Below are 26,585 nucleotides of genomic sequence, written 5' to 3' on the forward strand. Positions count from 1 at the left end.
GCAGCCCTGATGAATGCCCATAAGCTTTAATGTGTGCGAACCTCCAGCCTGCGTGCAATCAGCGACATACTGTAATTGACACCAAAGTACAGGAAGGCGGCGAACAGCAGAGCCGGAATGACGAAGGATTGATTTTGACCGCCGACAATCTGAATGTTATGCGTCAGCTCCGGCAAACTGATTATGACAGCCAGTGAGGTATCCTTGAACAGGGAAATAAACTGGCTGACAATGGGTGGAACCATGCGGCGAAGCGCTTGGGGCAGGATGATATGCCATAAGGTACTGGAATAGCTCAGCCCGGAGGAACGTGCGGCTTCCACCTGTCCTTTATGGACCGAATTGAGGCCGCTGCGTACAATCTCGGCAATCATGGCCCCCTCGAAGATCGACAGTCCCGTAATGGCTGCCCACTTGAGAGAAATGGAAAAACCGATGGATGGCAATACCATGCCGATGAAGAAAATAATGAGCAATAATGGAAGATTGCGAATGAGATCAATGATAAAGGCTGCAACCTGTGAAATGACAGGTAAGCGCGTATAGCGCAGGATGCCGAATACAATACCGAGAGCAAAGCTGAACACGATAGCGTAAATGGCGACCTCCAGCGTTAGCAGGAAGCCCTCCAGTATAAAGCGCACATTAGGCCATACAAACAATCCGCTGAAATCCATACAGGCTTCCCTCCTTAGGATGTTTTGGACAGACGTCGCTCCATATACAGTACAAGAAAGCTGAGCGGAACCGTCAATATAAGGTACAACAACGCCGTGATGGCGTAGACTGTGATGGGCAAGAAGGTGTCCGAGTTAATCAAATCCGAGTAATACATCAGGTCCAGTCCGGCTACAATGGCCAGCACGGAAGAGTTTTTGACCAGATTGATGAATTGGTTGCCAATCGCAGGCAGTACGACTTTGATGGCTTGCGGCAAAATAATGCTGATCATCGTCTGGTTGTAGCTCAGCCCGGAGGACCTTGCCGCTTCAAATTGCCCCTTGGGAACAGCTTGGATGCCGGCACGTATGGCTTCCGCAATAAAGGAGGCTGTGTATACGGTCAATCCAAGTGTTCCAGATACAAATCCGTCCAAAGGGATGCCCAAAGTGGGAAGCCCGAGATAAAAAAACAGCACCACGATCAGCAGCGGAATATTACGAATAACCTCTACATAGACGGTGCCGATCCAGTTAAGCCATTTAAAAGGCGCGATTCGAAGGATGGCGATGACAGCTCCCAGAATAAAGCTGCCAATCAAGGCAATCACGCTGGCTTGGACGGTATGAAGCAAGCCTTCTCTGAACCGGTCGCCATGATCGAAAAGTACGTTGATATCAAAAGTAAGCATCTGTGCATGTACCTCCTTATCCAGAGCTGTGGAGAATCCGAGGATGAATAGATTCTTTCTGGTGTGGTGTTCAGCAGAAAGAAAAGGAAGGAGCACGCAACCTGCGGCTCCTTCACAAGAGTATTATTCGGGTTTGACCCCAAGCCATTGCTCGTGAAGCTTATCGTATTCACCGCTGCTTTTTAGTTCCTTGAGCGTATCATTAATGGCTTGCAGCAGTTCAGGCTGTCCCTTCTTCACTGCAATGCCGTAAGGTTCCTCTGTGAAGTTGCCGCCTACAAGCGTATAATTCGGATCTTGCTGCTGCATACCGAGCAGAATGGAATTGTCGGTAGTCAACGCATCCCCCTTACCAGCCTTGAGGGCGTTGAACGCATCCTGATAGTTTTCAAACTCCAATATCGTTGCATTGGGTGCTTTTTCACGGATATTTTTGGCGGAGGTAGAGCCTTTAACGGCGAGTACCTTGGTATCTGGGGTCAGAGACTCCAGCCCGGTGATGGGACTTCCTTTTTTCACAAGCAGAGATTGCCCGGCGTTAAAATAGACGTCACTGAAATCGACCTGCTTTTTACGTTCATCCGAAATGGTCATGGTCGCGATAATGGCGTCGATGTCCCCGTTTTGCAACAGGGTGATACGTGTTTTGGACGTGACTTCCTTTAATTCAAGCTTGGTTTCATCACCAAAAATATGTTTGGCTACAGCCTTGGCGATGTCGATATCAAACCCTTCTACTTTCCCGCTGGCCGGGTCTTTCAGACCGAACAGCTTGGTATCGTATTTCACACCAACAACCAGCTTGCCACGCTGTTTGATCGCTTCCAGCCCGTTGGCTGCTGCCGTCTCATTCCCCGACGTTGCCGCTTCTTGCTTGCCTCCACAGCCTGCCAAGACGAGCAGACAGGATACGGCTACCAGTACCAAAGCACTCCATTGAAATCTTTTTCTCATTAGAACGATCCCCTTTCGATTTACGCTACATTGGTAGTCTGTTTAATGATGAATCAGACGGCTCAGGAACAGGCGAGCCCGTTCTTCACCCGGATTCTGAAAAAATTCGGCAGGCTGACTGTCTTCCAAAATCTGTCCTTTGTCCATAAAGATTACGCGATCCGCCACTTCGCGGGCAAAGCCCATTTCATGCGTGACGATGACCATCGTGATGCCTTGATGGGCGAGCGAGCGCATGACATCCAGTACCTCCCCGATGGTTTCGGGATCAAGAGCTGAAGTAGGCTCGTCAAACAGCATAATTTTTGGATTCATTGCGAGCCCGCGGGCGATTGCAACCCGCTGCTGCTGCCCACCGGACAATTGAGCGGGATAGCTCTGTGCCTTTTCCTCGATGCCGACGCGTTTTAGATAGGTGATGGCTGTTTGGGTAGCTTCTTCCCTGGAGATCCCCAGCACCTTCATGGGTGCGAGTACAATGTTCTCAATCACCTTTTTGTGGGGATACAGATTGAAATGCTGGAACACCATCCCGATATTGCGGCGGAAGGCGTTGATATCAATCTTTTTGTCATGCACAGGTATTTCGTTGACGATCAGTTCCCCATCCGATATCGTCTCCAGACGATTGATGCAGCGAAGCAGGGTGCTTTTACCTGAGCCGGAGGGGCCGATGATCACGACCACCTCGCCCTCCTTAATCTGAAGATTGATGTTTTTGAGTACATGGAAGTGACCGTAATGTTTGTTTACATTGCGAAACTGGATCAGAGAGCTCACCCCTTTTAGGCTTGGATACTTAGCTTAGTAGACATACTGACATAGTCAAGTTCTATCAGAATTCAAAAATTTCTCTCATAATACTATAAGCTTACAATAAAAAACAAGATTTTATGTCATAAAACTTCACGTATTATATATTTTTGCTTACTTATCTGCTAGTTAACTGCTATTTATATGATGAAATCGAGTAAATATTCACAATTTAATGTTATTAAATTTGACATAAAGTAATGATGTTCGACATGCGAAGGGAGAAACGTGACAAAAGCAACGCTATGTTTTACAGTAGGGAGGAAGGAATTTAGGGTAAAGGAAGGTTAGTACAATGACGAAAGCTATTTCACCGCTTGTAGCGGCATTGGGCATGGAGCCCCATCCAGAAGGCGGTTGGTACAAAGAGATGTGGAAGGCTCATTTTCAAATTCCAAAACCCGTGCTGCCGGATATATACTCCGGTCCGCGGTTTGCAGCTTCGTCGACTTATTTCTTGCTGCATCCGGGCGAGTTCTCTGAGTGGCATGTTGTGCATTCAGATGAGCTGTGGCTTTACCATAGCGGGAGTCCTGTGGAGCTGAAGCTGGGTGGAAGTGGAGAAGAGCCCGGTGAAGAAACTGTAATTATCGTCGGTGCTGACGTGGAAGCCGGACAGCATCCGCAAGCGCTGGTACCAGGTACGGTATGGCAAACGGCGCGGCCGCTTGGAGATGAGCCTGTACTGGTAACCTGTGTTGTTGCACCGGGATTCCACTTTGATGATTTCAAGTTGATTGCCAAAAATAAAACTGAATCTTGATGTGCATATTGGGCGGGTGTATTGCTGTATCTCAACAGGAATTACCCGCCTGATTTATTTTTATTCGCAGGTTGAGGCATTCATGAACTTGGGTATTCATGAAGTTGCCTTAAGTTCGGGTGCTTAGTTTAGCCTGAACAATGAGACGATGGGTGGGGTTTACGAGAGGGCTGCATGTAATCAGGGTGAGCAGCTTTTGCTTTTTGAAGCTTTTCAGAACAGACACGTCCGTAGGATCGATCACCTTAATGCTATAGACCAGGTACACATATTGCTCCCCTTGAGTGTTAACAACAATCTCATCCCCGAGCTTCATTTCATTCAGCCGATTGAACAAACGCCCGGGAGTACGCGCCCGATGAGCAGCAATCGCAGCATTTCCCACCTGTCCCAGTGTCCCCGTTTCCGCCATATGTACAGCCGCATGCTTCATGTTTTGTCGGGTTGCGCCTTCCAGTACAGGGAGCTTCAAGTGAATACGGCTTATGCTAATGGTTGCTATCGGAGTTTGTTCATCGGCATTTGCAATGGGAGCAGGGGCGGGGGAAATGCTTTGCTGTGCATCGCTGATCGAAGCTTCCGTAAGCCGAGTGGACAAGCGAGTGTGGCTATCCGCAAGCTGGGGATTTAATACCGTTTCGTTTTTTCTGGGTAGAAGCTCTGCTGCTTTTAATAATAGCTCATGCTGCTCTCGATCCTCATTCCATTCCGTGGCTTTAGGAAACAAGATCAAGAGTATGCCCAAGAAGATAAACGCGTAGGAAAGTTTGCGCAGCCTCAGCAAGTTCGACACCCCCTAAGCAATGTGCGGACGATGCATATTATGAAAAAACACCCAATTTCCCGGCTCACTCCAGTGGAAATGGAATGAGCCGAAAATCGGAGCAGATCATCACTTTTATTTTTTGTTTGTCTTTCTGAATTTTAGAAATACACCCCATAGCATCAGGGCTATACCCGTCAAATAGAACGGAGCGGGGCTGCTTTCTCCCGTTTGGGGCAATTGGTGTACCTCAGGTGTATCCTCTGGATCTTCCGGCTGTTTCCCCGGAACTTTGGGGTGAGCCTTCGGCTTGGGGTCGTCTTTCATCGCTTTAGGAGCTGGCGGAGGCAATGGCTCCTGATGAGGCAAGACGACTGGTGGCACGGGCAGAGTCTTGGGTTCGTCCTGATCCGCTGGCGGCGGTATAGGTGCAGGCTCCTCCTGTGGAGGGATTATGTCATCTGGAAGCTGGGGCTGTGACGGAGGAACGGGTATTGACGGCGTATCGGGTATTTCCGGATCATCGTCATGTTTCTTACCTGGGCCTCCCGGATGGGTAGGCGTTCCCGGTTCTGTAGGATTCGTGGGTTCTGTCGGAGTTCCGGGGTCTACAGGTGGGTCCGGCTCGTTCTTCTTTTCTTTTCGATTGGTGATGATAATTTTCTTTACACCAGAGTTTTGTTGAAGTGAGCCGTCTATTTTGATTTCCAGCTTGCCCTCGGTTATTTTATAGCCCTCCGGTGCTGCCAGCTCTTCCAGGATGTAATCATCATGCAGCAAGGAGGAAAAGACAATTTTGCCGTCCGCATTGGTGGTCTGAATGAGCGGTGCTCTTTTTTGGGCCTTATCGTAGAGTGCAAACCGCGCTCCTGGCAGTACCTTGTCAGGCACATCCTGATCCACCTTGGTCAGCTCAAGGCTTTCGGTTGTGCCCCCGCCGGAACCGGAGCCGGAAGACGTCCGCACGATAATTTCCTGGCTAGTCTCCCGCAGCTCTGTCGTCAAGCGATCTCCTTCAAAGGAAACCTTGTTGCTCACCTTGGCTTTGTCCTCAGCGTTAATGAATGATTGATATTCAAGGATAAAAGCAGAGGAAATATCCTTGGCAAAAGCAAGCTCAAAAGCTTGCTGACCTTGGGCGTCGGTCTTGATCAACAGCGTGTAATCCTGATCTCTGATCAACTCGGTGCCCTTGGCGGTATTTCCGTTGGCGGCAATGGTTGTAGCGTATACGTGAAAAGAATCCTCAATTAGAATCTGATTGCTGCTGGGCTGATCTATAATTTTGGCGTTGGACACATGTGACTGTCCTTCATTGATACGGATGCTCCAGTCGATCTTGTTGCCATTTTGTGTTCCCGCTTTAGATACATATTCCCCGCCATGAGGGATCGTGACTTGGGCTGTCCATTCCGAGACTGTTTTTTCTCCATCCAGCAGCAGGGCCTTATTGCGGATTTCCTTTTCGATCAATTCCCCTTCCAGTGAAGTTTGAAAGGTAATCCAGTAGGGGGTCTGCATCTTATTTTTGAACTGGATACGTAATTCTTGACCATTTTGCTCTGAGGGAGGGATGATGGTGTATTGATCTGCCGCAATTTCAGCCCCTTTTTGTACGCCATCCCACCATCCCAGCAAGGTCATATCGTATATTTTTATGGAGCCGGTCACTAGCTTCTGGCCTTGCAGCAAGGGATCTCTCACTTCGGCATGGTTCAGGGTCTTGCGATTGTAGTTGGCTTTAATGTCCCATGTAATGAGCTTGGAGTTTGCATTATAGCTTCCTTGCTTGGCCCCGTTCCGTTGTGTCATAAAGTCTGGCCAGATCGGGCATTCCACTTCGTACGATGAGGTGTCTCCGTTTTCATACTGATAATCTATAGTGGATCGATTGCGAAACTCAGGCTTACTCGTATCTGTTTTCCAGTCATTATTATAGGTGGTTGAATATTTAATCGTGTATGCTTGCTGAATGGTTTTATGAAAAATGAGCTTAAAACCTTGTTTGTAATCCTGTGATAGCGGAATCAGCTCATAATCTGTGGGCGCGTGCAGCTCTGTTGTTCCGTCAACGCTTTGGATTTTCAGAGTGTTCGGCAGCAAGGCCAAGCCACCGTTAGGAAATACATCTCGAATGACAATGTTTTTCATGGTGTATAGATCGGTATTAATAGTAATCACCCAAGGTATGATTTTGGTGTTGTAGTTGGGTGTGTCATACACTTTAGTCATGACTCCGCTTATGATTTCCGTCGATACGATCTTTTCGGTTCCATCGGAGGTTATGATGTTGGTAATTTTTTCATTCTCATAGACACGGCCGCTGGCCTGGGTCTGATACCGGATCGTGTAGGCTGAATCTACGTCAAAGTTGAATTGAAGTTTGAAGCCGTTTCGGTCAGGATAGTCGACAGGGATGAGGGTATACGCCCAAGCCGGCAATTCCTCCAAGGTGTTACCCTTAAATACCTTCAGGGAGCCGGGCAGCAATTTTTGAGTTTTGTTGAAATGATCAATCAAGAGGGCTTGGGCCTCGGGGATTTTTTTCTCACCGAAATTATATTTTATGACCCACGAGAGCGTTTGTGTGGCATGATCATATTTTTCAACCTTTTTGGACAAAAATTCACCACGCTCCACCTGAACAGTGGCGGTAGCAGAAACGTTCTCTATCGTATCTCCTGAAAGAGTCGCTGTGTTGGAGAAACTAGATTCGTCGCCCATAATGCGGGTGGAGTATTGAATCTGATAGGCAGTGCTAATGCTCTCGTCTTGAAAGCGAATCACCAATCCTGTCCCGGCCTGATCCGTTTCAATGGCATATTTACTCGTGTTCACAGGATCTCGAACGACGGTAGAACCATCGATATTCACTTGCAGATGATAGAGTCGAACAGAGTCTTTGATGAGCTCCAGCCCTGAAGGAGTGGGATCAGTGATGAGGGCATGTTTTACGGTGTTTAGCTGCTTGTTCACATCAATGGTCCAGTCAATCCGATTGGTGCCGTCGGTTTTCCCTTGTTTGCTCAGGTTTGGCCCTGACTGGGGTTTGACATTCACGATGACCGTTTGGACCCCGCCTTTAATCGGAATCGCAATGATAATCTCGGTGCTGCCTTTTACCGTTTCCTTGGTGAACTCGGTTTTGATTTGCAGCTTGCCGCTAATATTGGAGTGATTCTCTACATATTGGTTAAAGGTCATGATAACCTTGCCCTGACGATCTACAGTGAAGCTGCCTACGGTGCCGTCGGTGGTTACCAATGGAGATGAGATATCCGTGTAGATGACAAACTGTTCCGGTAATTGGAAGGTGAAGGTGTCTCCAGCTTTGTAGGTATTGTCGGGAAGTTCCCATTCATAGCCCAGTTGGATGGCTGATCCGATATCCAGTTGACTGCCGGGGTTATATACCGCGTCAATGACACGCCCCGCTTCATCCGTCAGGATCAGCTTGGTTAGTATGCTCTGAGGAGCCGTTGCAGCATGAGACTCAGCGTTGGCTGCTGCCTGAATGATAGGGCTCGTGTCGGAAGGAACCTCCATGGCAGGTTCAGGATTTGGGACTCCGTATACAGCATCCGTAATGGATTGTGCGGGATCGACAACAGTACTTTGCGGCAGTTCCGAGGCTGGAGTATCTGCGTAAGCCAGCGTTGCGCTGAAAAAGCTTTGGATAATGAGCAATAAGGCAATGATCATAACATTTATTTTTGTTCCCATGCTCCAAGTCATTCTCCTATTCATTGTAATATGGCAATGCTTCCGAGATTAGTATATTCAGCATGCTAGGCTGACATGACTATCCAATAGAAAAAAGCCCTGATCTTAGTGATCAGGGCTTTTCTTCGAGAGAGGCATAGCATATTGTTGTAGATCTATGTAAAAAAGACATAATAAAAAGCTCGTTCATTTCGGTGGCTGGCTGCCATCCGTTGGAGGAAGGCCCTATAGCTTTGCGTCACTGCCTTTCGACAGTTTTGCCATTATCGTGAATAGCTTGTGCGTCTATCATCTATCAAACTGAATTTATGTGACCTCTCGTTTACAGCTTGGAACGGTTCCCCCATTTTTTACGGAAGGAGTGGGGAGTTTCTCCTACATGTTCCTTGAACAGGTTAATAAAATGGCTCGTATTGGGAATCCCTACGTATCTCGCAATATCTACAATGGACATGCCACTGGTTTTAAGCCAGGTTTGGGCAGCAGTGATGCGGACATTAATGAGATAATCAATAGGCGAGAATCCAATTTGCTTTTTGAAATTTTTAGCCAAATTAAACTTGTTTAATTCGAACATGTCTGCCAGCGAGTCCAACGTAATACGTTCACTGTAGGATTCATCCAAATATTGCTGCACCCGACGTACTTCGCTGAGCGTTTCTGCATTCACATGCGGACGATCGTAGGGATGCTGCAAAATGCATGTCAGTATTTCAGCAATAACTCTGGACGTTAGCAGTTCGGCGGAAAGGCTTCTGTCAGACTGCCCACAAATCAGAGCATGCAGCTTGTCCAATATAGCATCTGGATTGTGCATGGATAATACGGGTTTATTATACTTGGCAAATTGTTCGTAAAAATTTTCGATCAGGTTGCCATACAGGTATAAACTGATGAACTCCCAGGATTCATGACCGGAGGCGCTGTACTGTACATATTCCTTGCAATTAATGAAAAACAAATCATACGGATTTAGAATATACTTCTTGTCCCGGTACAGTAATTCTCCCTTACCAGACAACGTAAAAACAAGCAAAAAGGAGGTAAGTTCTTTCCTTTCCATCGTAAAACCAGATGATTTTTGGAAGTAGCCTATTTCCTGGATATACAAAAGGGATTGCTTGGCAAAAGCGGAGGGAGTGCGTACAATTACGACCGGATCGCCGTTCCAGAGGCCTTTGTTGTTTTTTTGGTCTGTTGTCATATCCAATTCCTTTACAAAGAAGCAATTTTATCAAGCTTATCATAGTTTGATTTATCAATATATAATGGCTGATTAAACATGATTTCCTATTTATAAAATTTTATTTTATAACTTCGAATATGTCCATATATCAAATTAGCAAATTATGTGTGAGAGTTTTGAAGTCGAATAATGTTGAAAGAATCTGGGGATATCATGGATCAAATCCTTTCTGAGGTTAAATAGCGGGTTGATGCTAAAAAGGTATCTTATGCCCATTCAACTTTCCTGTTCACTTCTCCTTTCGTTTTAAAAAAATTGGGACTTTGTTCTACTAAAATGGTTCGTAAGACTTATTATTGAAAATAAGATATTGGTCCCAGTGTTGTGATGCCGTTCACAAACATGAATGTAAAAAAGAGATATATATGTATAAAAAATTACGCAAAAAATCAGATCATTTAGGGTGCTCCTCACTTTGGAAATCACACGGGCAATGATATGATGGGTAATACAGGTATAGTACTTAACTTACTCGACAGTCAGTTTGGAGGATTACAGGATGGGAAAATCAAAAAATACGAAAACCGCAGCGGCTTGGTCGCTCGTTATTCTGGGGGCGGGCTTTGCAGCTACGTTGCCCTTCCAGCAATATGGCTGGGCACGTTTGTTGGCTGGTGCTTTTGAGGCAGGACTTGTCGGGGGACTGGCGGACTGGTTCGCCGTCACCGCGTTGTTCCGCCATCCGTTAGGTATTCCGATTCCGCATACGGCGCTGCTTCCTAAAAACAGGGAAAAGCTCACGAATGCATTGGTGAGTACGGTGGAGAATAACTTGCTTAACAAAGACAGCATCGCGTCTAAAATTGCTGATATCCGTTTGGCCGATTTAGTGCTGAATGGTGTGGAAAAAGGATTGCGCACGCCAGAAGCTGCGGCATCCATAGATGTTCTTGCCAAACGGCTCGTTCAGTCGCTCCCGCTCGCGGAACTGACTCCTGTCATTGTGGCAGAGCTTAAACGGCAGGCGACTGATTTTGACGCCGGGCCATTGCTGGAGGCACTTGCTCATCAAACCAGTGAGAAGGGCTACGATCGCCAGGTACTGGATTACACACTGGAGCAGGCTGAGTCCTGGCTTTTGAAGCCGGAGACAGGCTACACGCTGGGTGCCTTGGGAATGCAGGCTATCAGCGGTTTACAGGTGAGCGGGCTGATGCAGTTTGCCTTGAATGCGTTCCTCGGCTATCTGAACGAAGAGCGTATGGGTGAAATGATTCGCCATTTCCTGTTGAATCAGGTAGCAGAACTGCAAAGAGAAGAGCATCCGCGCCGTCAGGCTGTACAGGATGGTCTAAGAACACAGTTGGCCCGATTGGCGACGAAGGATACGGTTCAGGAAGGATTGAACGGCTGGAAGAACAGCCTTGTTGAAGCCTGGGAAGGCGATGCGTCGGTGCTCGGTAAAATGGAGGAGCTGCGTGCACGTTTATTGAACTATATGGAGGACGGAAGCTATGTGCCGACCTATATTTTACCGCTATTGGATCGGATGCTGACTGATTTGAGAGGAAACACCGAGCTGTTGGATAAGATCAATGCACGAATAGTGGAGGAGATTACCGAATTGGTGGAAGCCAACCACAGCCGGATTGGTAATCTGGTACGCGAAAATGTAGATAAAATGGATAATAAATCCTTGATTGCGTTGATGGAAGACAAGCTGGGACAGGATTTGCAATGGATACGTATTAACGGTGCAGTTACAGGCTTCCTGATCGGTATTGTCCTGACAGGCATCCGTATGCTGATCCATTAGAACAGAAAATGCTACGGATATGGTTGTGGAACCATGAGGCTTTGGCATGAGCATTTAATAGAGATTGAAGGGGTATAAAAAGGCGGGCTGCGGTGTGTTCATCCTTCAGATGAAGTGCCGCAGCCCGTTTTTTGGATGCTTCATTGCTTGGTGTTTAGGAGGAGGTTCAGGGTATCAGGTTACAGAACCCAGCGTGTGACCTTTTCCAGCGGTTGTCTGGATTTTTCCCGCTTGGGTTCCTGAGCGCGATAACCGAAGGCGGCAATGACCGAAATATCCAGTCGTCCGTCCTCCAGCAGTCCTTCTTCCTCCAGGATGGCATGCACCTGATCGTAGTTAAAGCCCTCAATCGGGCAGGAATCAATGCCGATCTGAGCCGCCGCCGTCATCATATTGCCCAAGGCGATATAGGTCTGCTTGGAAGCCCAGTCGAATAGCGTACGTTCGTTTTCCAGCAGGCGTTGATTTACACCCTGAAAAATTTTGTAGCGGCCCGGTAGCGAAGCAAAGTCTTCCTCGGACATGCCTTTTACCTCTTTATACATGTACTCCACGTAAGGAGAATCATATCGTACATCCTTGCGCGCCAAAATGAGCACAACATGGCTGGCCGCAGGAATCTGCTTTTGTCCCCCAGTGGAAACCGCAGCCAGCTTTTCTCTTAATGCCTGATTTTGTACGACCACAAACTGCCACGGTTCAAAGCCGACGGAGCTTGGGGAAAGCCGCCCGGTTTCGAGTATGAATCGAAAATCCTCCTCCGGTATGATGCGATCAGGATCGAATTCCTTCGTTGCGTGTCTGAACAGAAAAGCCTCCAGAATTTCTTGTTTTTTAGCGGATGTATCGGACATAAAACGTATTCCCTCCAGTTGGGTTTAGTGGGTGTTTCATATATTTTCTGCTAATATAATGAGAGCTGATATCGAATATATAGTCATCATATAGAAAGTTTTTGGAGGGAACAAGTACGCACATATTTGTTCCCTGTCCCGGATCTGGGGCTAAAGGTCTACATCCGTAGAAAGAAGGGAAGAATACATGACGCAAGAAATGGGAAATTCAGTAAGTGTCGAGAACCTCCAATTTGGTGAAGTATTTTTGTTAAGGTGGGCATAAGGAAAGCCCGCGGATGATTTCATACCAGATGCATGAGATTATTAGCGGGCGGTATAAGTTCAGGGTTATTTTATAAAATGTACATCTATTTAAACTCGATGGACTCATTCATTTTCGCCCAAGCCGTTTCTCCGATGATGCCCAGCCGCCAGATGGCGATGCCTTTAAGGTCATAACGTTTGGCCAGACCGACCTTGGCGTTAACGGTGCTGTCTTTTTCGCTACCCATCGAAATCCCCAAAATCAGCTTGTCCCGCGAAGTTTCCTTCAAGGCCAGCTTTATGGCTTCATCCACTTTATCCAAAGGCTCAGGCGTCGCCTTTTGGCCATAATCATAAGCCATAATGATCAAATCGTCCGCCAGATTGCCAAGCGTCTTGTAATCATAGCCAGAGTATGAGCTGTTCAGCGGATGCAGGACGACGGTGAGCTTGAGACCAGCCTGATGCGCTTTGGTCGACAGCTTTTGGATAAAGGCGTTGTAGTCTGAACGTGCTTTGGCTTTATCGCCGCTCCAGCCCAGTCCTTCCAGATCAAGCGTGATGCCCTTGAACTGTTTGTCAGTGGCAGTGCTGACGATTTGGGAAATGGTCTGCTCTTGAAGCTGCGCATTGTCCAAAACCTTGGTCAGCTCGTGATTACCGTCGACCGAATAAACCATCAGGTAAGGGGAAGTTCCCTGGCTGTCTGCGTCCTGTATAATAGACTCCGGAGTTACGGCTCCAGCGGCTTGAGGCCATTTGTATTCTTTGCCGGTTGTCGTAAACTGTCCGTTCGTATCAATTCGGCTCCAGCCGAAGGCTACGGCGTTAAAATTGGGTATCTTGGATCGCTGGTCAAAGGAAGATAGCGCATAGAAGCCTACCGTATACATGGCCTCGCGTGGCGATGTAATGGAGACCGTCCGTGTTGCCTGATTCCAGTTGACCGTGGCCCCGAACTGCTGTCCGAAAAAGCTTAACGGGATCATCGTGCTGCCGCGCACGGTTTGGGGTGCGGCTGTTAGCTGTACCGTTTGCCCGTCCACTGTGGCATTGCGGCTGCCCATTTTCAGAACCACCTGCTTGGTTGCAGAGCCTTGTGTTTTGGTAGCGGTGATGCTTTGGATGGTCTGATTCCATTTTACTGTAATGCCAAGAGCTTCAGAAATAGCACGAAAGGGAACCATGGTGGTGCCGTTCATCATGGCGGGCTGTACGGGGAACGGTAACGGGTATCCGTCCAGCATAATGCTGACCTTGCCCGCCTCCGCTTGTGCCAAGGGGGTGAAGCTGCCCACTGCGGTACTTAGAAAAATAGCGCTAGATAACAAAGCCTTATTTACGATTTTCATCCTATGATCTCCTATGCTCAATAGATTGCAAAGCTATTATGCTAGAATCGTGAGGGTTCTACCATTTTACCAAAAAAATGATAGATAGGTGAATGTGAAATGCATAGGATGTCGTTATTTTTCATACCAAAAAAGCTGGCACCTTTTAAATAGGTGTCAGCTTTTTCTTTTTATAACTGTCTTATACTTTATATCGTACCCCAGCTTACTTGCGGCGTTTGAGCGCAATGCCGACAGCTGTTGCACCAAGCACGACTGCAATAATCGAGAGGACGAGTGCTGTCGTTTGTGTGGCAGAGCTGACTGGAGCAGGAGCGGCAGGAGCGGCTTCGGTAGCAGGGTTCGAAGCGGGCGCGGGGTTAGTGCTATCTTGAGCTGTGCCTGTGCTCGCATGGCCTGCTGCGGTGCCTGCTGAATCGTGCCCGCTGTCTGTGGCAGGAGCAGGAGCTTCGGATGCGGCCTCTGTCGTTATTTTGGTAATGGAATGAGGATTGTTGCTTCCTTCGTCGCCTGTCCATTCCACAATGCTTCCGTCACTGTAATACTGGAAGGCGTCCCATGCTGCTTCGGTATTCTGGTTCGCATTTTGCGCTACAAAGCTGAAGCGCTGGTATTGCCCTGCTTGAATACCGTCTTTTTCCGCCGACCAGGTAACGGTGGTTACTTTACCGGAGCTGTCCTTTTCAGTCGCTATCTTCCAATCCGGTACAGGCTCGTATTGTTTAAAAACGACCTCTTTCGGGATTTTTAAAGCGACTTTGGTGGTGGGAATGTTTTTCTCCACGGGCACCTTCAGCGTATAGGTTTCCCACGCATTAGGCTGTGAAACGGAAGGCTTAACCGTCACGTGTGCACTGGCCATACCTGCAAAAAGCAAGGCACCTGCTGCAATCAGGCCTGCGGACGCCGCAAACCTGGAAAATCTGGATTTCACCGATTGAATCGTTGTATTCATATTTATTTCGCTCCTTTTCATGTGAGGATTTTGCAAAATCCTGAAGTCATAAAATGATTATTTTTTCCCGCCTACGTGCAGGGTAAAGTCAGCATCTATTGCATCAAGAGATGCCGTCAGGGCGTGTACTTTGACAACCCACGTTCCTTCGGCGGTCATCAATTCCTGACTGCGGAAGGGCTGCTGCTTCACGGGGAGGACAAATTCCTGCCGAGCTTTGTCAGGATCTGCCGGAACGAGCGTCAATGTAACCTGCTGAATTCCTGAAACCGCAGCCCCTTTGCGATCCTGAACGGTTACCTTAAATTCATTGCTGCCCACAGCATTGGGGCTGACCGCCAGCGTCACATTATACTCGCCTGTCGTGCGAGTCTCCTCGAACGGTACAGCGGGTGCCTGACCAGGGGACAGGTGGGTGAGCAGCGCAGCCAGCAGCAGCACGAGCAGGCCGACGCACAGCTCGGTGCGCAACCCTATGGCGGCCCGCCGGGTCGCGGCCGCTTGCCGTGCGCTGCGGAACTGGCTGGCCGCGAAGGCCAGCATGACCAGCAGCAGCGCTGCTTTCCCGAGCAGAACGAGTCCGTAGGACGTGTTCAGCAGCATGGAGGGAGCCGGGACGTACAGCACGGCTCCATAGATACCGGTGGCGAGCAGCGCAGCCACCATGGCAATGCCCCAGCCGGCGAAGCGGCGCAGGGCTGCTTGTCGCAGAGCTGTCCGCTCCGACACGGGCAGCTCTACGCCGGCAACAGGCAGGCACACGGCCATGACGGCAAGTGAGCCGATCCAAAAGGCTGCGGCCGCCAGGTGGACAAAGTCCGCGGCGATGGCCGGAGCCGGATGGGTCGCCGCTGCCGGATGGCCGACAAAGGCTTTGGACAGCATGACGATCAGCGTCAGGATCACAGAGCTGTAGCCCCACAGACGGCGCTGCCGGATGGAAATGCTGTGATCCAACGTGTAAATCAGCGTTACACTCAGCAGCAGTACGAGAATCATCTGGATGAACCAGACTTGTCCTGCCCCTGTAAACTGGAGAGCTTCTCCCAGGATCGGGAGTGTAAAGCCCTCCCCGATGGAAACCCCCGCATCCCATGAAGCCTGAAGCGGCAGGCTGATCAGAATGGCAGCAGACGTTATGCCATAGCCGATCCATAGCAACACAGGCCAGCGGGGCAATGCGGCAGAGGAGCGTTGATCAAGCTCCTCTGCCGCATTGCCCTTGCCTTGGTATAAGCTTGGCAAGATGAACAAACGGAAGCAAAGCGCTCCGAAAAGCAGCGATATTCCGATGTACAGGAACCACCGGACAGCGATTAAGTCGAGTCGTGATGCTATTGAGCCTTCAGATGCGGCAGTCTGGTTGGTATATGCATCGGAACCGCTACCGACTTGAAAGGGAATAACTCCATTAATCGGGTGTCCGTCTGCGGACAAAGCTCTCCAATTAACGGTGTAAATTCCAGCTTTCATCCCCGGAATCAGTTTGATTTCCATGGTGGCTTTGTGTTCCGGGTTGAGCTGTGCTTTTCCTGTATCGACTCGCTTGCCTGCTTCATCGGTCACCTTGATCGACATAAAGGCAGACTGCAAATCCTCATTAAAGGTGATGCTCACCTGTGAAGGCGACTTGTCCAACACCTGATTTTCGGTCGGACTGGATTCAATGACAAATGCATGAGCCCATGATGAGCGAGGAAACAGGATAAGAAGCGGTAGGCACAGCAATAGAAGGCAAGCCACGCGAGCTGGCCTGGACAGATACAACATGCCTGTGAAGTCACCTTCTCTCGATTACTTGAAGCGAGGATATCCTCATTTGTAACATTTTATACAGACAATTCAATCTCTATCTATCATAGTCCATACAGCGTAAATAGATGGAGCGAATTATGACATTTATATGAAATTTGAAATAAACAGCATTTTGTATGTGTTCATCATATGAAAACCCCTACCGATGTAGAAATCTGGACGATTTCTGGCGGTAGGGGCGACGAGGCTAAGCCTGTGGAGAGTTAGAGACCTGTTTCCATGGAATCCATGAAAGCAGGTTGCTTATGCTGAATATAGTGGATAAAAATAGCCGTTAGCTCGGGATCGAATTGGCTGCCTGAGCAGGCGCGCAGTTCTTCAATGGCCTCCTCGAACGTTTTGGTGGGTTGGTAAGGACGTTCAGTCGTCATTGCATCAAAAGAGTCGATAATCGTCAGCATCCGACACAACCGGGGAATTTGCTCACCCTTAAACCCGAACGGATAGCCTCCCCCGTCATAGCGTTCATGATGCAATTCCACAAAAGGAACCAGATCTATGAATCGCTCGTTCGCCTCGATAATTCGTTTGCCCCACGTGACATGTGCTTTCACCATCTGCCATTCCTCACAGGAGAGCTTCTCTTTTTTATTCAGGATATTCCATGGGATTTCCAGCTTTCCAATGTCATGAATGAGAGCACCTAACGCAAAACGCCGTTTGTCCTCCGGGCCGAGTTGAAGCACTTCACTCATGTCTGCTGCATATCTGAAAACCCGTTTGGAATGCTTGAAGGTATTGATATCCTTGTACAAAAACAGATTAAGCTGCTGTTCAATATCACGAATATCCTGTCCCAGATCGACTTCACGTTCCACTTCATTTAAACTGCCATGTATATGAACGATATTTTTTCCCTGCTTCTTGGCGTAGTACAGTGCTTTATCTGCCAGATCGACCAGCTGTGACTTGTCGTAGATGTCGATGCGGCTTTGTGCAATGCCGGCGGAGAAGGACAAGCAGCCGTGCGGGAAAATTTCCACGCCCTCGTAGCGGGAGTCATTCAGCCTTTTTCGGATGGCATTAACGATTTCGTAGGCTTGTTCAGCGGTATGGTCAGGCATAAGCAGGGTGAATTCTTCTCCGCCATAACGGGATACAGTGATGTGGGTACCAGAGGTTTCTTTTTTTAGAAAATCACCGAGGAATCCCAGCAACTGATCGCCTTTGAGGTGGCCAAAGTGATCATTGTATTTTTTGAAGTCATCAATATCAATCAGAGCCAGGCTGAGAGGAGTGTTCTGAGATCTGCATATATCCAGTTCGGCTTCAAGTGTATTTTCAAAGTAGCTGTGATTATATAGTCCTGTTCTGCGATCCATGTTGGCCTTTTCCTCAATTTCCCGATACATCGTGAACATCTGCTTGAAGGCGTGAGACAGGAGCATGCTTAGTCCAAGGACCAGCAGAAGTCCCAAAATGCCGTTGTAATACATCAACGTAGTCAACACCAGAGACAGGATGAGGGTACATAAATATACGAGCAGGGATTCAGCCACAAAAGCCTGTTTCAACTCATTTAGGGACCCTTTGTATGCGATATAAAAGTAGATCCCCAGCGTGATTGTATTCACCGCAAAGTAGCAGATTAGCGCGAGCAGGTAGGCTGCAAAATGCTCTTGGTCCAAAGCCCCCTGCGTCCCGCCGCTTAGTTCAAATACGATGGAAGACAGGAAAATGGAGAGTGCGTAAATGGAAAAATTGACGGTATGCTTCCACCAGGACAGCTCTTTATGCCGGAATGCGGCAATGATTGCATTGAACAGCAAAACCAGAATGGCAATTTCGATGCCATGCACAAAAATACAAGCAAGGTACACGGAGGAATCCATGGACTGCTTATTACTGGCTGGCGGTAGCTGGAAGGTAAAATGCTCCAGAATCAGAACTGCTCCCAATAGGGAATAGATCGTGACCCACTCTGTTGTCGAATAGTGCAAAAAGGACCAGTGGTTCGTATACAACAGGACGATCACGCCTGCCGTACATATGAGAAACACGTATACTCCCGTCGCGGTAACCCGTTCTTGCAGCTTTTTTAATATACTCATCATTTCTTCTCCTGCCTTGTCGTATCTAGATGTCAAAGCTACCAGGGGTGAATGGGATAATTTACAATTTTGTAATCGGAAATTTCACATGAAAAAACAGGCCGGAATCCAGCCTGTTTTGTTGAGCCTGTGCTTCCTTTTTTTCTTATCGGTGACTAGCCTCCGATTTTGTAACCGGAAGTCAAAGCGATTACGACAGAAGCGACGATAATAGCATTGATAATCACACGGGAATATTTCAAGTTTTTCATAGGATTCCCTCCCTTCCTTGGAATAAGGTACGCGCTAGGCGTGACGGGGATTGGTTTCTTGCTGATTATCCTTCTTCTTGTTCACGACCATAACGCTTTGGATAAACAGGAACATCCCGAAGTTCATGACGACATCTCCAATACTAATCACCTGCGTGCGGGGATAGGGCTTGGAGAGGGGGATGATATCACCAAGCAATGATAAATGCGTGCTCGCATCCATCATATAATGCTTCGAGATGACGCTTCCAGATTTAAGCATGTCTGTATAATAGGGACCTAGCACCTCCGAAGCGCTCAATGAGACCGGCATCCTGCCGCCATTCACCGCCATGACGATAAAATTCAACAGTACACCGATGAAAATAAGCCCGAATCCCTTATGATGTCTGTTCAGCCAGAGAAATATCAATCCAATCACATAGATGCCCATAAATAAATATCCGTTAATGGACGCCAGCCAAGCCCATTTTTCCTGGGCATAAAAAATAATAAACTGCACCAGCAGCAGCAAAGGGAACATCCAGCCGGCTATGAGGCGAATTTGACTGAAACGGATCAGACTTTGCCGCCAGCCTCCTCGGAGCAGACCTACAATGAGACCCAGCAGCACTCCATCATAGACCATTATCATTCTCCAGATTCCATAAATTTTTTTGTTTTGAATCGCGTGTTTTGGATACAGTATAATTCGACCTGAAATTGGTAAATTCCTGCCTGATATATAGCAGTTTTCAAAAAAAATCGCGGATTAGCGTGAAATTATTCGAAGCAGAACGAAATGAATGATATCATAATATATTGAAGTCATATTTTATTTTTTTTGTGAAAAGGATGATTCTTATTATGAACCGGTTTTCCAATACGGTAATGGCTGCCGGGGACATGACCAAATCCCGAATTTTATGGATTGCCTTTGTCCTGGGCGCATTGAGTGCTTTTGGACCCTTGTCCATAGATATGTATTTGCCTTCATTACCTACATTAGCTGACAATCTGCACACGACCACTTCGCTGGCGCAGCTTAGTTTGACAGCCTGTCTGCTGGGACTGGCAGTGGGCCAGATCGTTGCTGGTCCGCTTAGTGATGTCAGAGGCCGCAGAGGGCCACTGGTCATCTCGCTTATTCTGTACGCTGCTGCTTCGCTACTATGCGTATTTGCGCCGAACATCGGTGTGCTCATTGCGCTTCGTTTTGTTCAAGGACTCACCGGGTCAGCGGGAATCGTAATCTCCAGAGCTGTGGCGCGTGATCTATACTCAGGCAAAGAGTTGACGCGCTTTTTTTCATTGCTCATGCTGGTGAATGGCGTGGCTCCCATTGCTGCACCAGTGCTGGGCGGGGTAATTCTGAACTTTGTTTCCTGGCGCGGTGTGTTCATGGTGCTTTGCCTGGTCGGTGTGGCTATGCTGATTGCCGTCGTGCTCGGCTTGCCGGAAACGCTGCCTGTTAATCGACGCTCATCCGGTGGCTTGAAGCAGACGCTGAGTACGCTTGGTCATTTGTTTGCGGATCGCCGCTTTATGGGCTATGCCTTCTCGCAGGCACTCATTACAGGGGCAATGTTCGCGTATATCGCTGGCTCGCCCTTCGTGCTTCAGGATATTTTCGGGGTTTCCCCTCAGACGTATAGTATCATTTTCGCGGTGAATGGCTTGGGGATTGTGCTGTTTTCCCAGCTGACTGGCAGACTCGTGGGCCGCTTCAACGAGCGGCAATTGCTCTTGTCGGGCTTGGTGATTGCGGCTGTAGCCGGGATCAGCTTGCTTACCGTGGCTTTTACCGGGGGGCAATTGTTTGCTATTCTAGTCCCCATGTTTTTTGTCGTTTCCTGCGTGGGGATCGTAGGTACAACGACGACTTCATTGGCGATGCAGAGCCAGCAGCGCTCCGCCGGCAGTGCGTCCGCCATGCTTGGTTTGCTGCCTCTGCTGCTTGGCTCCATCGCTTCACCGTTAGTAGGCCTGGGTAGCGGCACAACACCTGTACCCATGGCGGTCGTTATCGCTATTGCAGACATCGGTGCGCTGCTAAGCTTTCTGGTACTTGCCAAGGAAGCGCGCGCGAAGGCTTGAAATAAGGCAAACTTGAACTGAAAAACTCCCATGGACTGATACGTGAACCATTTCAGTCGATGGGAGTTTTTTCTACCGTTCTACATTCGAGATATCTCCGGCTTCCTTAACGGGGAAAGGTGTCTGTTTTAAGTACATACGAGATGGTTTGTGAACTAGAATTGAAATAAGCATGCTGATATGAACGGGAAACAAAGGGTCTATTCCGTTTATGTTTAAACCAAAAATAGATACAAAAAGCAGTAAAGTAAGAGTGAGTTTATACTTTTTTGTCTTAATAAATAGCAGGATCAGTATTGTAGGAAGTAATCGAAAGAACAATTTTCCGAATACATATCCGACCATATAAGCGGTAGAGCCTTCAAGTGGATGTGTGATGGATAGCGCGCGAGAAGCCATATGGATTAATCCCGACTCTCCACCTGTCGACTGAACTGAAATAAATATACATCCTGCCATAATTAATACAAGGATTTTAAGCCACAGCAGGCCCTGGATAAGCCGTAACAAGGGTGTAATCTTAATTTCCATTAGTTTCTAACAAGCTCCTTCAATGTATGATTTGTAACTACTGCTCGTTTGGGGTAGATATACAAGACAAGCGGGAATAGTACTTTAATATTATATCAATATATTACCAATAAAGTAGTCCCTACAAAAGAATGATTATGAAGAGACTATTTTTCTGTTGTTGAGTCAAAAAATCGAACGATATTCCGGTTTCCTGCCAATATATAGTGTGAGATGAAAGAGAGGGGGAGATGAGGATTGGACAACGCAAGGAGGTGGGCAAGTTGACAAAGGATGATCCGATGATTGCTCTTGTTACGGAGACGCTGGCTGGCAATCGCGAAGCCTATAGGGAACTGTATGATCACACGATTCATACAGTCTATAGATCAGTGTATTTTCTGTTGGAAGAGAAAGTGGATGCTGATGATGTGGTGCAGGAAATTTATATTCATGTATATAAATCACTTGAGCAATTCGACAAAAGACGTCCTTTTCAGCCTTGGCTAATGGGAGTTGTTATGCGCCAGATCCGGGCTTACCGGAGAAAACGATGGATGAGGCTGCGAATCACAAGCAGAGCCAAAAGACTCGAATTTCATACATCTCATGATTTTTCTGAAGAAATTGTGGACAGGGTAGCAAATCATGCGTTGTTACATGCTATTCAGCAGCTTTCATTTAAGCTCAAACAGGTCATTGTGTTGCACTATTTGCAGGAGTATTCCCAAGAGGAAATCTCCAACATTTTAGAGATACCAGTAGGTACGGTGAAATCACGAATTCACGCGGCTTTGCAAAAGCTTCGTTCGAAAGAGCAGCAGGGACATTTTCTGATCGGAAAGGTGGAGAAGACGCATGAAGCTTGAGCAAGAACTACGTAGGGCGATGCGGGAGGGTGATGACCATGTATCGGCTCCGGCTGAATTAAAAGAAAACATTATGGTTCAAATTGAACGGCATGAAAAAAGAGGATTTAAACCTATGAAAAAGTATATTGTTATAACTCTTCTCGTAGCCGTATTACTGATTCCAACAGGTGCCTTTGCTACTTACACTTATTTGGCGGATACAATGTATGGTTCGCAGGAAAAGCTAATTGAAATGGGAGGATCGCCAGAGGAATATAATAGAGTAGAATCCAAGCTGCAGCAGGCGCAGGGACATTTAACGAAAGAGGAGTTCACTGTTTTTATGGGATTATTGAGAGATCTGGGGGCCTATAATCTGAAAATGACGGATGAAAAGGGAGAACTCCACAAGGAGCGCCTAAGTGCAGATGAACAGCGTGAATACGATCATATATCTGCCAGGCTGGAGCCGTATTTTGACAAGTTGAATCAGGGAAAAGTGGTAACCCAAACGAACGATGGTAAAAAAGATGGCGGTGATTCTACCAATACGGGTACACCAGATTCAAAGACCCACGCAGCTATCCATTTACAGGTCGAGCTGGACTATGCGAAAAAGGTTCTGACTGAGGATGAGTTTGTGAAGTTTCGTGTACTGTTCACCAAGTTCTACGAGCATGCGTCCCGCATAACAGGTGCCAATGGCGTACTATATCCAGATCGTTTGTCTGAAAGAGAAAGAAAAGATTATGAGGAACAATTAAAGTTGCTACAGCCCTATTTTGATCAACTTGATTCATTTGGAAAGAATCAGTAAGGCTTGAAATAAGGCAAACGAGTGACATTTTTCTGGAAGCTTGACATACCCTATGGGGGTATATTATGATGAGAACATATTAACAAATGCACTATGTACTGCACAGGCATATACACAACACAGGAGGCTGATGTATGGCTGAGGAGCAACCTGTTTCCCACCATGAAGTTCATGAGAATCATTGCGGAACAGACGGGGAAAAGACAGTTAGGAAAAGTCATCATTCGGCAGAGTTCAAGAACAGTCTTACATCCCGGTTGAACCGTATTGAAGGTCAGGTGCGCGGAATTAAAGGACTGATCGAGAAGGATACCTACTGTGATGATGTGCTGAACCAGATTGCGGCTGTCCAGTCTGCTCTGAATGGTGTCGGCAAGCTGTTGCTGGAAGGGCATATGAAAAGCTGTGTCATTGAGCGCATGCAGGCAGGAGAGCCGGAAGTGATCGACGAGCTGCTGGTTACGGTCAAGAAGCTAATCCGTTAAAAGCAATACCCATACACATATCGGGTACATGAAGTACCCCGGAGGAGGAAAAGAAAATGGCACAAGTTACATTGAACGTAGAAGGCATGAGCTGCAATCATTGCGTGAAAGCAGTAGAAGGAGCTTTGGAGAAGGTCGGCGCTTCCGGCAAGGTCAATCTTGAAGCGAAGCAAGTGGCTGTGGAGTACGATGAGTCCAAGCTGAACGTGGAAGCCTTGAAAACTGCCATTGAAGACCAAGGCTATGATGTTGTCTAATTTTAGATGCTTTATGCGTGAAGAGATTTGTTTTTTAAAGGAGAAGCTTCGATAACAGGAGCTTTTTCTTTTTGAACACAATATACCCCTGTGGGGTATGTAGGAGGAGAGCTACCATGGAAAACCGTGTGACCGACGGTGACAAGCAGACGACGCTTCATATTACAGGGATGTCCTGTGCCGCCTGCGCTAGCCGTATTGAAAAAGGTCTGAATCGAATAGACGGCGTGGCCCAGGCCAATGTGAATTTGGCGCTGGAGCAGGCGTCGATATCGTATGATCCGAAGCAGGTGGATATCCCTGATTTTCGCGATAAAATTGCTTCTCTTGGGTTTGGAACTGTAAGCGAAGAAGCCAATCTGAATGTGACAGGTATGACATGCGCAGCATGCGCAACCCGGATTGAGAAAGGTCTGAATCGAATGCCGGGTGTGACAGGCGCTACGGTGAATTTGGCGATGGAAACGGCTCATGTCGAATATGCGGCGGGGAGTATTACAGTCGATGATCTGGTAAGCAGGATTGAGCAGCTGGGCTACGGAGCAATCCCGCAGAGCGCTGAGGATCATATAGCGGATGTGCGCAGCAAAGATATCCAGCGTAAAAAATGGAAGTGGATCGTGTCTGCAATACTGTCGCTTCCGTTATTGTGGGCGATGGTGGCTCATTTTTCCTTTACCTCATGGATTTATGTGCCGGAACTGTTTTTAAACCCATGGTTCCAGCTTGTGCTGACAACACCAATCCAGTTCATTATTGGATGGCAGTTTTATGTGGGCGCGTATAAAGCGCTTCGAAATGGAAGCTCGAATATGGATGTGTTGGTTGCACTGGGTACGTCTGCGGCTTATTTTTACAGCTTGTACCTTACCCTGCGTCCGTCTGCCGCCATGGAGGACATGGGAGGAATGACAGGGACACCAGTGATGACTATGCCCGAGCTGTACTATGAGACCAGCGCAGTGCTGATTACGCTTATTTTGGTTGGTAAATGGTTCGAGGCGGTAGCCAAAGGGCGTTCGTCCGAGGCGATCAAGAGTCTGATGAGTCTCCAGGCGACGACGGCACGTGTGGTGCGTGATGGACAAGAGCTCGATGTACCAATTGAACAGGTGCGTGTGAAGGATATCTTTATTGTACGCCCCGGCGAGAAAATTCCCGTCGATGGGGTGGTCGTGGATGGGCGCTCGGCAGTGGATGAATCGATGCTAAGCGGTGAAAGTCTTCCAGTTGAAAAAGAGGCGGGTTCCCCGGTCACAGGAGCCACGCTCAATAAAAATGGAGTACTTCGTATCCAGGCCGAGCGTGTGGGTGGCGATACGGCGTTAGCTCGTATTATTAAAGTCGTGGAGGATGCGCAGAACTCCAAAGCACCTATTCAGCGGATCGCGGATCAAATCTCGGGTATTTTTGTACCTATTGTAGTTGCGGTTGCCGTGATGACGTTTCTCGTCTGGTTTTTCCTTGTGACACCGTCTGATTTTGCAGGTTCACTGGAGAAAATGATTGCAGTTCTCGTCATTGCTTGTCCTTGTGCGCTCGGATTGGCTACGCCAACGTCCATTATGGCAGGATCGGGACGTGCCGCAGAATATGGCATTCTATTCAAGGGCGGCGAGCATCTGGAAATGACCCGTTCCATCAACGCGGTGGTACTGGATAAGACAGGTACGGTTACGAACGGCAAGCCGGTACTGACGGATGTTGTTGTCGAAGAGGACAGCTTGGCTGAAACGGATTTGCTGCGTTGTCTCGGTGCGGCGGAAAAAAGCTCAGAGCATCCACTGGCGGAAGCCATTGTAAAGGGGATTGTGGAACGCGGCATTGAGCTGGTGGAGCCGACAGATTTTGAAAATATTCCGGGTTACGGTGTGAAGGCTCATGTGGAGGGCAAGCAGGTGCTTGCGGGTACACGCCGATTGATGAGCAGGGAAGGTATCGCGATAGCTGAGTCCGCCGAGCTGCATATGAATGAACTGGAGAGCGCTGGTAAAACAGCGATGCTGGTCGCTGTGGACGGTTCCTATGCCGGACTGGTAGCCGTGGCGGATACGATCAAAGAAACGTCACGGGAGGCCGTTGCCCGTCTACGGGCGATGAATATTGAAGTCATCATGATTACAGGCGACAATGAACGGACCGCGCGGGCGGTAGCCGCCGAGGCCGGAATTGAGCGGGTACTGGCGGAGGTGCTGCCTGAGGGCAAGGCTGAAGAGGTGAAACGTCTTCAGGAACAGGGCTTGATCGTAGCGATGGTAGGCGATGGTATCAACGATGCGCCTGCACTGGCCACGGCTAATATTGGAATGGCGATGGGCACGGGTACGGATGTGGCGATGGAGGCCGCCGATATCACGCTCATGCGCGGCAACCTGAACAGCATTCCCGACGCGATCGAAATGAGCCGCCGGACCATGACTAACATACGCCAGAATCTGTTTTGGGCGCTCGGTTACAACGTAATCGGCATTCCGATTGCTGCCTTGGGCTTCCTCGCTCCGTGGCTGGCTGGAGCAGCCATGGCATTCAGCTCTGTTTCGGTTGTGCTGAATGCGCTGCGTCTCCAGCGGGTGAAGCTGTAATTGCAATGATGAATTAGGCGGGATACGAGCACCAGAATCATCTGGAGCGTGACAAAATTGGTGTTGGGGCAAGTACGTCTGATTTGATTTTCAGCGTGCTTGCTTTTTTGTTAT

General features: G+C 48.1%; 22 protein-coding genes and 1 riboswitch. Of the genes, 8 read left to right on the forward strand and 14 right to left on the reverse strand.

Going from position 1 to position 26,585, the window contains the following annotated elements:
* Positions 1-26: 26 nt before the first annotated feature.
* The 4 genes from BAZ21_RS18775 to BAZ21_RS18790 form a co-directional block, all read right to left on the reverse strand.
* On the reverse strand, positions 27-677 hold the full coding sequence (locus BAZ21_RS18775; RefSeq protein WP_068503985.1) for an amino acid ABC transporter permease: 651 nt from the start codon (positions 675-677) through the stop codon (positions 27-29).
* 14 nt (positions 678-691) lie between these two features.
* Entirely contained in the window at positions 692-1,351 is a 660-nt protein-coding gene (locus BAZ21_RS18780; RefSeq protein ID WP_068503987.1) for an amino acid ABC transporter permease, read from the reverse strand.
* Positions 1,352-1,474: 123 nt separating this feature from the next.
* Positions 1,475-2,305, reverse strand: coding sequence for a transporter substrate-binding domain-containing protein (locus BAZ21_RS18785; protein ID WP_068503989.1), 831 nt, complete (start codon positions 2,303-2,305; stop codon positions 1,475-1,477).
* 42 nt (positions 2,306-2,347) lie between these two features.
* Positions 2,348-3,085, reverse strand: a complete 738-nt coding sequence (locus tag BAZ21_RS18790; protein ID WP_043890702.1) for an amino acid ABC transporter ATP-binding protein — start codon at positions 3,083-3,085, stop codon at positions 2,348-2,350.
* A 328-nt stretch (positions 3,086-3,413) separates the two neighbouring features.
* On the opposite strand from BAZ21_RS18790, the gene BAZ21_RS18795 reads away from it, so the two are divergent.
* A complete protein-coding gene (locus BAZ21_RS18795; protein WP_068503991.1) occupies positions 3,414-3,881 on the forward strand; it encodes a cupin domain-containing protein in 468 nt (155 codons plus the stop codon).
* Between the two features lie 109 nt (positions 3,882-3,990).
* On the opposite strand, the gene BAZ21_RS18800 is transcribed toward BAZ21_RS18795, so the two are convergent.
* The 3 genes from BAZ21_RS18800 to BAZ21_RS18810 form a co-directional block, all read right to left on the reverse strand.
* Complete coding sequence (locus tag BAZ21_RS18800) at positions 3,991-4,665, reverse strand: class D sortase (RefSeq protein WP_068503993.1); 675 nt, start codon at positions 4,663-4,665, stop codon at positions 3,991-3,993.
* Between the two features lie 114 nt (positions 4,666-4,779).
* Entirely contained in the window at positions 4,780-8,367 is a 3,588-nt protein-coding gene (locus tag BAZ21_RS18805) for an LPXTG cell wall anchor domain-containing protein (protein ID WP_068503995.1), read from the reverse strand.
* A 190-nt stretch (positions 8,368-8,557) separates the two neighbouring features.
* A riboswitch (cyclic di-GMP riboswitch) is annotated at positions 8,558-8,639 on the reverse strand.
* A gap of 50 nt (positions 8,640-8,689) precedes the next feature.
* Complete coding sequence (locus tag BAZ21_RS18810) at positions 8,690-9,571, reverse strand: AraC family transcriptional regulator (RefSeq protein WP_068503997.1); 882 nt, start codon at positions 9,569-9,571, stop codon at positions 8,690-8,692.
* 541 nt (positions 9,572-10,112) lie between these two features.
* Here BAZ21_RS18810 and BAZ21_RS18815 point away from each other — a divergent pair.
* Complete coding sequence (locus tag BAZ21_RS18815; protein WP_068503999.1) at positions 10,113-11,369, forward strand: DUF445 domain-containing protein; 1,257 nt, start codon at positions 10,113-10,115, stop codon at positions 11,367-11,369.
* A 179-nt stretch (positions 11,370-11,548) separates the two neighbouring features.
* Here BAZ21_RS18815 and BAZ21_RS18820 read toward each other — a convergent pair whose 3' ends face one another.
* The 6 genes from BAZ21_RS18820 to BAZ21_RS18845 form a co-directional block, all read right to left on the reverse strand.
* Positions 11,549-12,223 (reverse strand): NAD(P)H-dependent oxidoreductase, encoded by a 675-nt coding sequence (locus tag BAZ21_RS18820; protein ID WP_068504001.1) that lies wholly within the window; start codon positions 12,221-12,223, stop codon positions 11,549-11,551.
* A gap of 350 nt (positions 12,224-12,573) precedes the next feature.
* Positions 12,574-13,821, reverse strand: a complete 1,248-nt coding sequence (locus tag BAZ21_RS18825) for a stalk domain-containing protein (protein WP_068504003.1) — start codon at positions 13,819-13,821, stop codon at positions 12,574-12,576.
* A 205-nt stretch (positions 13,822-14,026) separates the two neighbouring features.
* The gene (locus tag BAZ21_RS18830) at positions 14,027-14,776 is read right to left on the reverse strand and encodes a YcnI family copper-binding membrane protein (RefSeq protein ID WP_068504005.1); all 750 of its coding nucleotides are present in this window, start codon (positions 14,774-14,776) and stop codon (positions 14,027-14,029) included.
* 57 nt (positions 14,777-14,833) lie between these two features.
* A complete protein-coding gene (locus BAZ21_RS18835) occupies positions 14,834-16,546 on the reverse strand; it encodes a copper resistance CopC/CopD family protein (RefSeq protein ID WP_068504007.1) in 1,713 nt (570 codons plus the stop codon).
* A 248-nt stretch (positions 16,547-16,794) separates the two neighbouring features.
* Positions 16,795-18,645, reverse strand: a complete 1,851-nt coding sequence (locus BAZ21_RS18840) for a bifunctional diguanylate cyclase/phosphohydrolase (RefSeq protein ID WP_068504008.1) — start codon at positions 18,643-18,645, stop codon at positions 16,795-16,797.
* A 282-nt stretch (positions 18,646-18,927) separates the two neighbouring features.
* Entirely contained in the window at positions 18,928-19,521 is a 594-nt protein-coding gene (locus tag BAZ21_RS18845) for a DUF5317 domain-containing protein (RefSeq protein WP_068504011.1), read from the reverse strand.
* Positions 19,522-19,739: 218 nt separating this feature from the next.
* On the opposite strand from BAZ21_RS18845, the gene BAZ21_RS18850 reads away from it, so the two are divergent.
* Complete coding sequence (locus BAZ21_RS18850; RefSeq protein WP_068504014.1) at positions 19,740-20,969, forward strand: multidrug effflux MFS transporter; 1,230 nt, start codon at positions 19,740-19,742, stop codon at positions 20,967-20,969.
* A gap of 72 nt (positions 20,970-21,041) precedes the next feature.
* On the opposite strand, the gene BAZ21_RS18855 is transcribed toward BAZ21_RS18850, so the two are convergent.
* On the reverse strand, positions 21,042-21,500 hold the full coding sequence (locus BAZ21_RS18855) for a hypothetical protein (protein WP_068504016.1): 459 nt from the start codon (positions 21,498-21,500) through the stop codon (positions 21,042-21,044).
* A gap of 281 nt (positions 21,501-21,781) precedes the next feature.
* On the opposite strand from BAZ21_RS18855, the gene BAZ21_RS18860 reads away from it, so the two are divergent.
* The 5 genes from BAZ21_RS18860 (at position 21,782) to BAZ21_RS18880 (ending at position 26,471) form a co-directional block, all read left to right on the forward strand.
* Complete coding sequence (locus BAZ21_RS18860; protein ID WP_068504334.1) at positions 21,782-22,348, forward strand: sigma-70 family RNA polymerase sigma factor; 567 nt, start codon at positions 21,782-21,784, stop codon at positions 22,346-22,348.
* Entirely contained in the window at positions 22,338-23,147 is an 810-nt protein-coding gene (locus BAZ21_RS18865) for a DUF3600 domain-containing protein (protein ID WP_068504017.1), read from the forward strand. The genes BAZ21_RS18860 and BAZ21_RS18865 overlap by 11 nt, the downstream gene beginning before the upstream one ends.
* A gap of 134 nt (positions 23,148-23,281) precedes the next feature.
* The gene (locus tag BAZ21_RS18870; RefSeq protein WP_010347801.1) at positions 23,282-23,632 is read left to right on the forward strand and encodes a metal-sensitive transcriptional regulator; all 351 of its coding nucleotides are present in this window, start codon (positions 23,282-23,284) and stop codon (positions 23,630-23,632) included.
* A 56-nt stretch (positions 23,633-23,688) separates the two neighbouring features.
* The gene (locus BAZ21_RS18875) at positions 23,689-23,889 is read left to right on the forward strand and encodes a copper ion binding protein (protein WP_007428461.1); all 201 of its coding nucleotides are present in this window, start codon (positions 23,689-23,691) and stop codon (positions 23,887-23,889) included.
* A gap of 116 nt (positions 23,890-24,005) precedes the next feature.
* A complete protein-coding gene (locus BAZ21_RS18880; protein ID WP_068504019.1) occupies positions 24,006-26,471 on the forward strand; it encodes a heavy metal translocating P-type ATPase in 2,466 nt (821 codons plus the stop codon).
* Positions 26,472-26,585 lie beyond the last annotated feature (114 nt).

The organism is Paenibacillus kribbensis, from assembly GCF_001705305.1.
Lineage (GTDB): Bacteria > Bacillota > Bacilli > Paenibacillales > Paenibacillaceae > Paenibacillus > Paenibacillus kribbensis_B.

Bases quoted from the DNA above. Each gene is read 5' to 3' on its own strand.
- BAZ21_RS18775 (WP_068503985.1), bottom strand. From the start codon at position 677: ATGGATTTCAGCGGATTGTTTGTATGGCCTAATGTGCGCTTTATACTG.
- BAZ21_RS18780 (WP_068503987.1), bottom strand. From the start codon at position 1,351: ATGCTTACTTTTGATATCAACGTACTTTTCGATCATGGCGACCGGTTC.
- BAZ21_RS18785 (WP_068503989.1), bottom strand. From the start codon at position 2,305: ATGAGAAAAAGATTTCAATGGAGTGCTTTGGTACTGGTAGCCGTATCC.
- BAZ21_RS18795 (WP_068503991.1), top strand. From the start codon at position 3,414: ATGACGAAAGCTATTTCACCGCTTGTAGCGGCATTGGGCATGGAGCCC.
- BAZ21_RS18805 (WP_068503995.1), bottom strand. From the start codon at position 8,367: ATGGGAACAAAAATAAATGTTATGATCATTGCCTTATTGCTCATTATC.
- BAZ21_RS18810 (WP_068503997.1), bottom strand. From the start codon at position 9,571: ATGACAACAGACCAAAAAAACAACAAAGGCCTCTGGAACGGCGATCCG.
- BAZ21_RS18815 (WP_068503999.1), top strand. From the start codon at position 10,113: ATGGGAAAATCAAAAAATACGAAAACCGCAGCGGCTTGGTCGCTCGTT.
- BAZ21_RS18820 (WP_068504001.1), bottom strand. From the start codon at position 12,223: ATGTCCGATACATCCGCTAAAAAACAAGAAATTCTGGAGGCTTTTCTG.
- BAZ21_RS18825 (WP_068504003.1), bottom strand. From the start codon at position 13,821: ATGAAAATCGTAAATAAGGCTTTGTTATCTAGCGCTATTTTTCTAAGT.
- BAZ21_RS18830 (WP_068504005.1), bottom strand. From the start codon at position 14,776: ATGAATACAACGATTCAATCGGTGAAATCCAGATTTTCCAGGTTTGCG.
- BAZ21_RS18835 (WP_068504007.1), bottom strand. From the start codon at position 16,546: ATGTTGTATCTGTCCAGGCCAGCTCGCGTGGCTTGCCTTCTATTGCTG.
- BAZ21_RS18840 (WP_068504008.1), bottom strand. From the start codon at position 18,645: ATGATGAGTATATTAAAAAAGCTGCAAGAACGGGTTACCGCGACGGGA.
- BAZ21_RS18845 (WP_068504011.1), bottom strand. From the start codon at position 19,521: ATGGTCTATGATGGAGTGCTGCTGGGTCTCATTGTAGGTCTGCTCCGA.
- BAZ21_RS18850 (WP_068504014.1), top strand. From the start codon at position 19,740: ATGAACCGGTTTTCCAATACGGTAATGGCTGCCGGGGACATGACCAAA.
- BAZ21_RS18855 (WP_068504016.1), bottom strand. From the start codon at position 21,500: ATGGAAATTAAGATTACACCCTTGTTACGGCTTATCCAGGGCCTGCTG.
- BAZ21_RS18860 (WP_068504334.1), top strand. From the start codon at position 21,782: ATGATTGCTCTTGTTACGGAGACGCTGGCTGGCAATCGCGAAGCCTAT.
- BAZ21_RS18865 (WP_068504017.1), top strand. From the start codon at position 22,338: ATGAAGCTTGAGCAAGAACTACGTAGGGCGATGCGGGAGGGTGATGAC.
- BAZ21_RS18870 (WP_010347801.1), top strand. From the start codon at position 23,282: ATGGCTGAGGAGCAACCTGTTTCCCACCATGAAGTTCATGAGAATCAT.
- BAZ21_RS18875 (WP_007428461.1), top strand. From the start codon at position 23,689: ATGGCACAAGTTACATTGAACGTAGAAGGCATGAGCTGCAATCATTGC.
- BAZ21_RS18880 (WP_068504019.1), top strand. From the start codon at position 24,006: ATGGAAAACCGTGTGACCGACGGTGACAAGCAGACGACGCTTCATATT.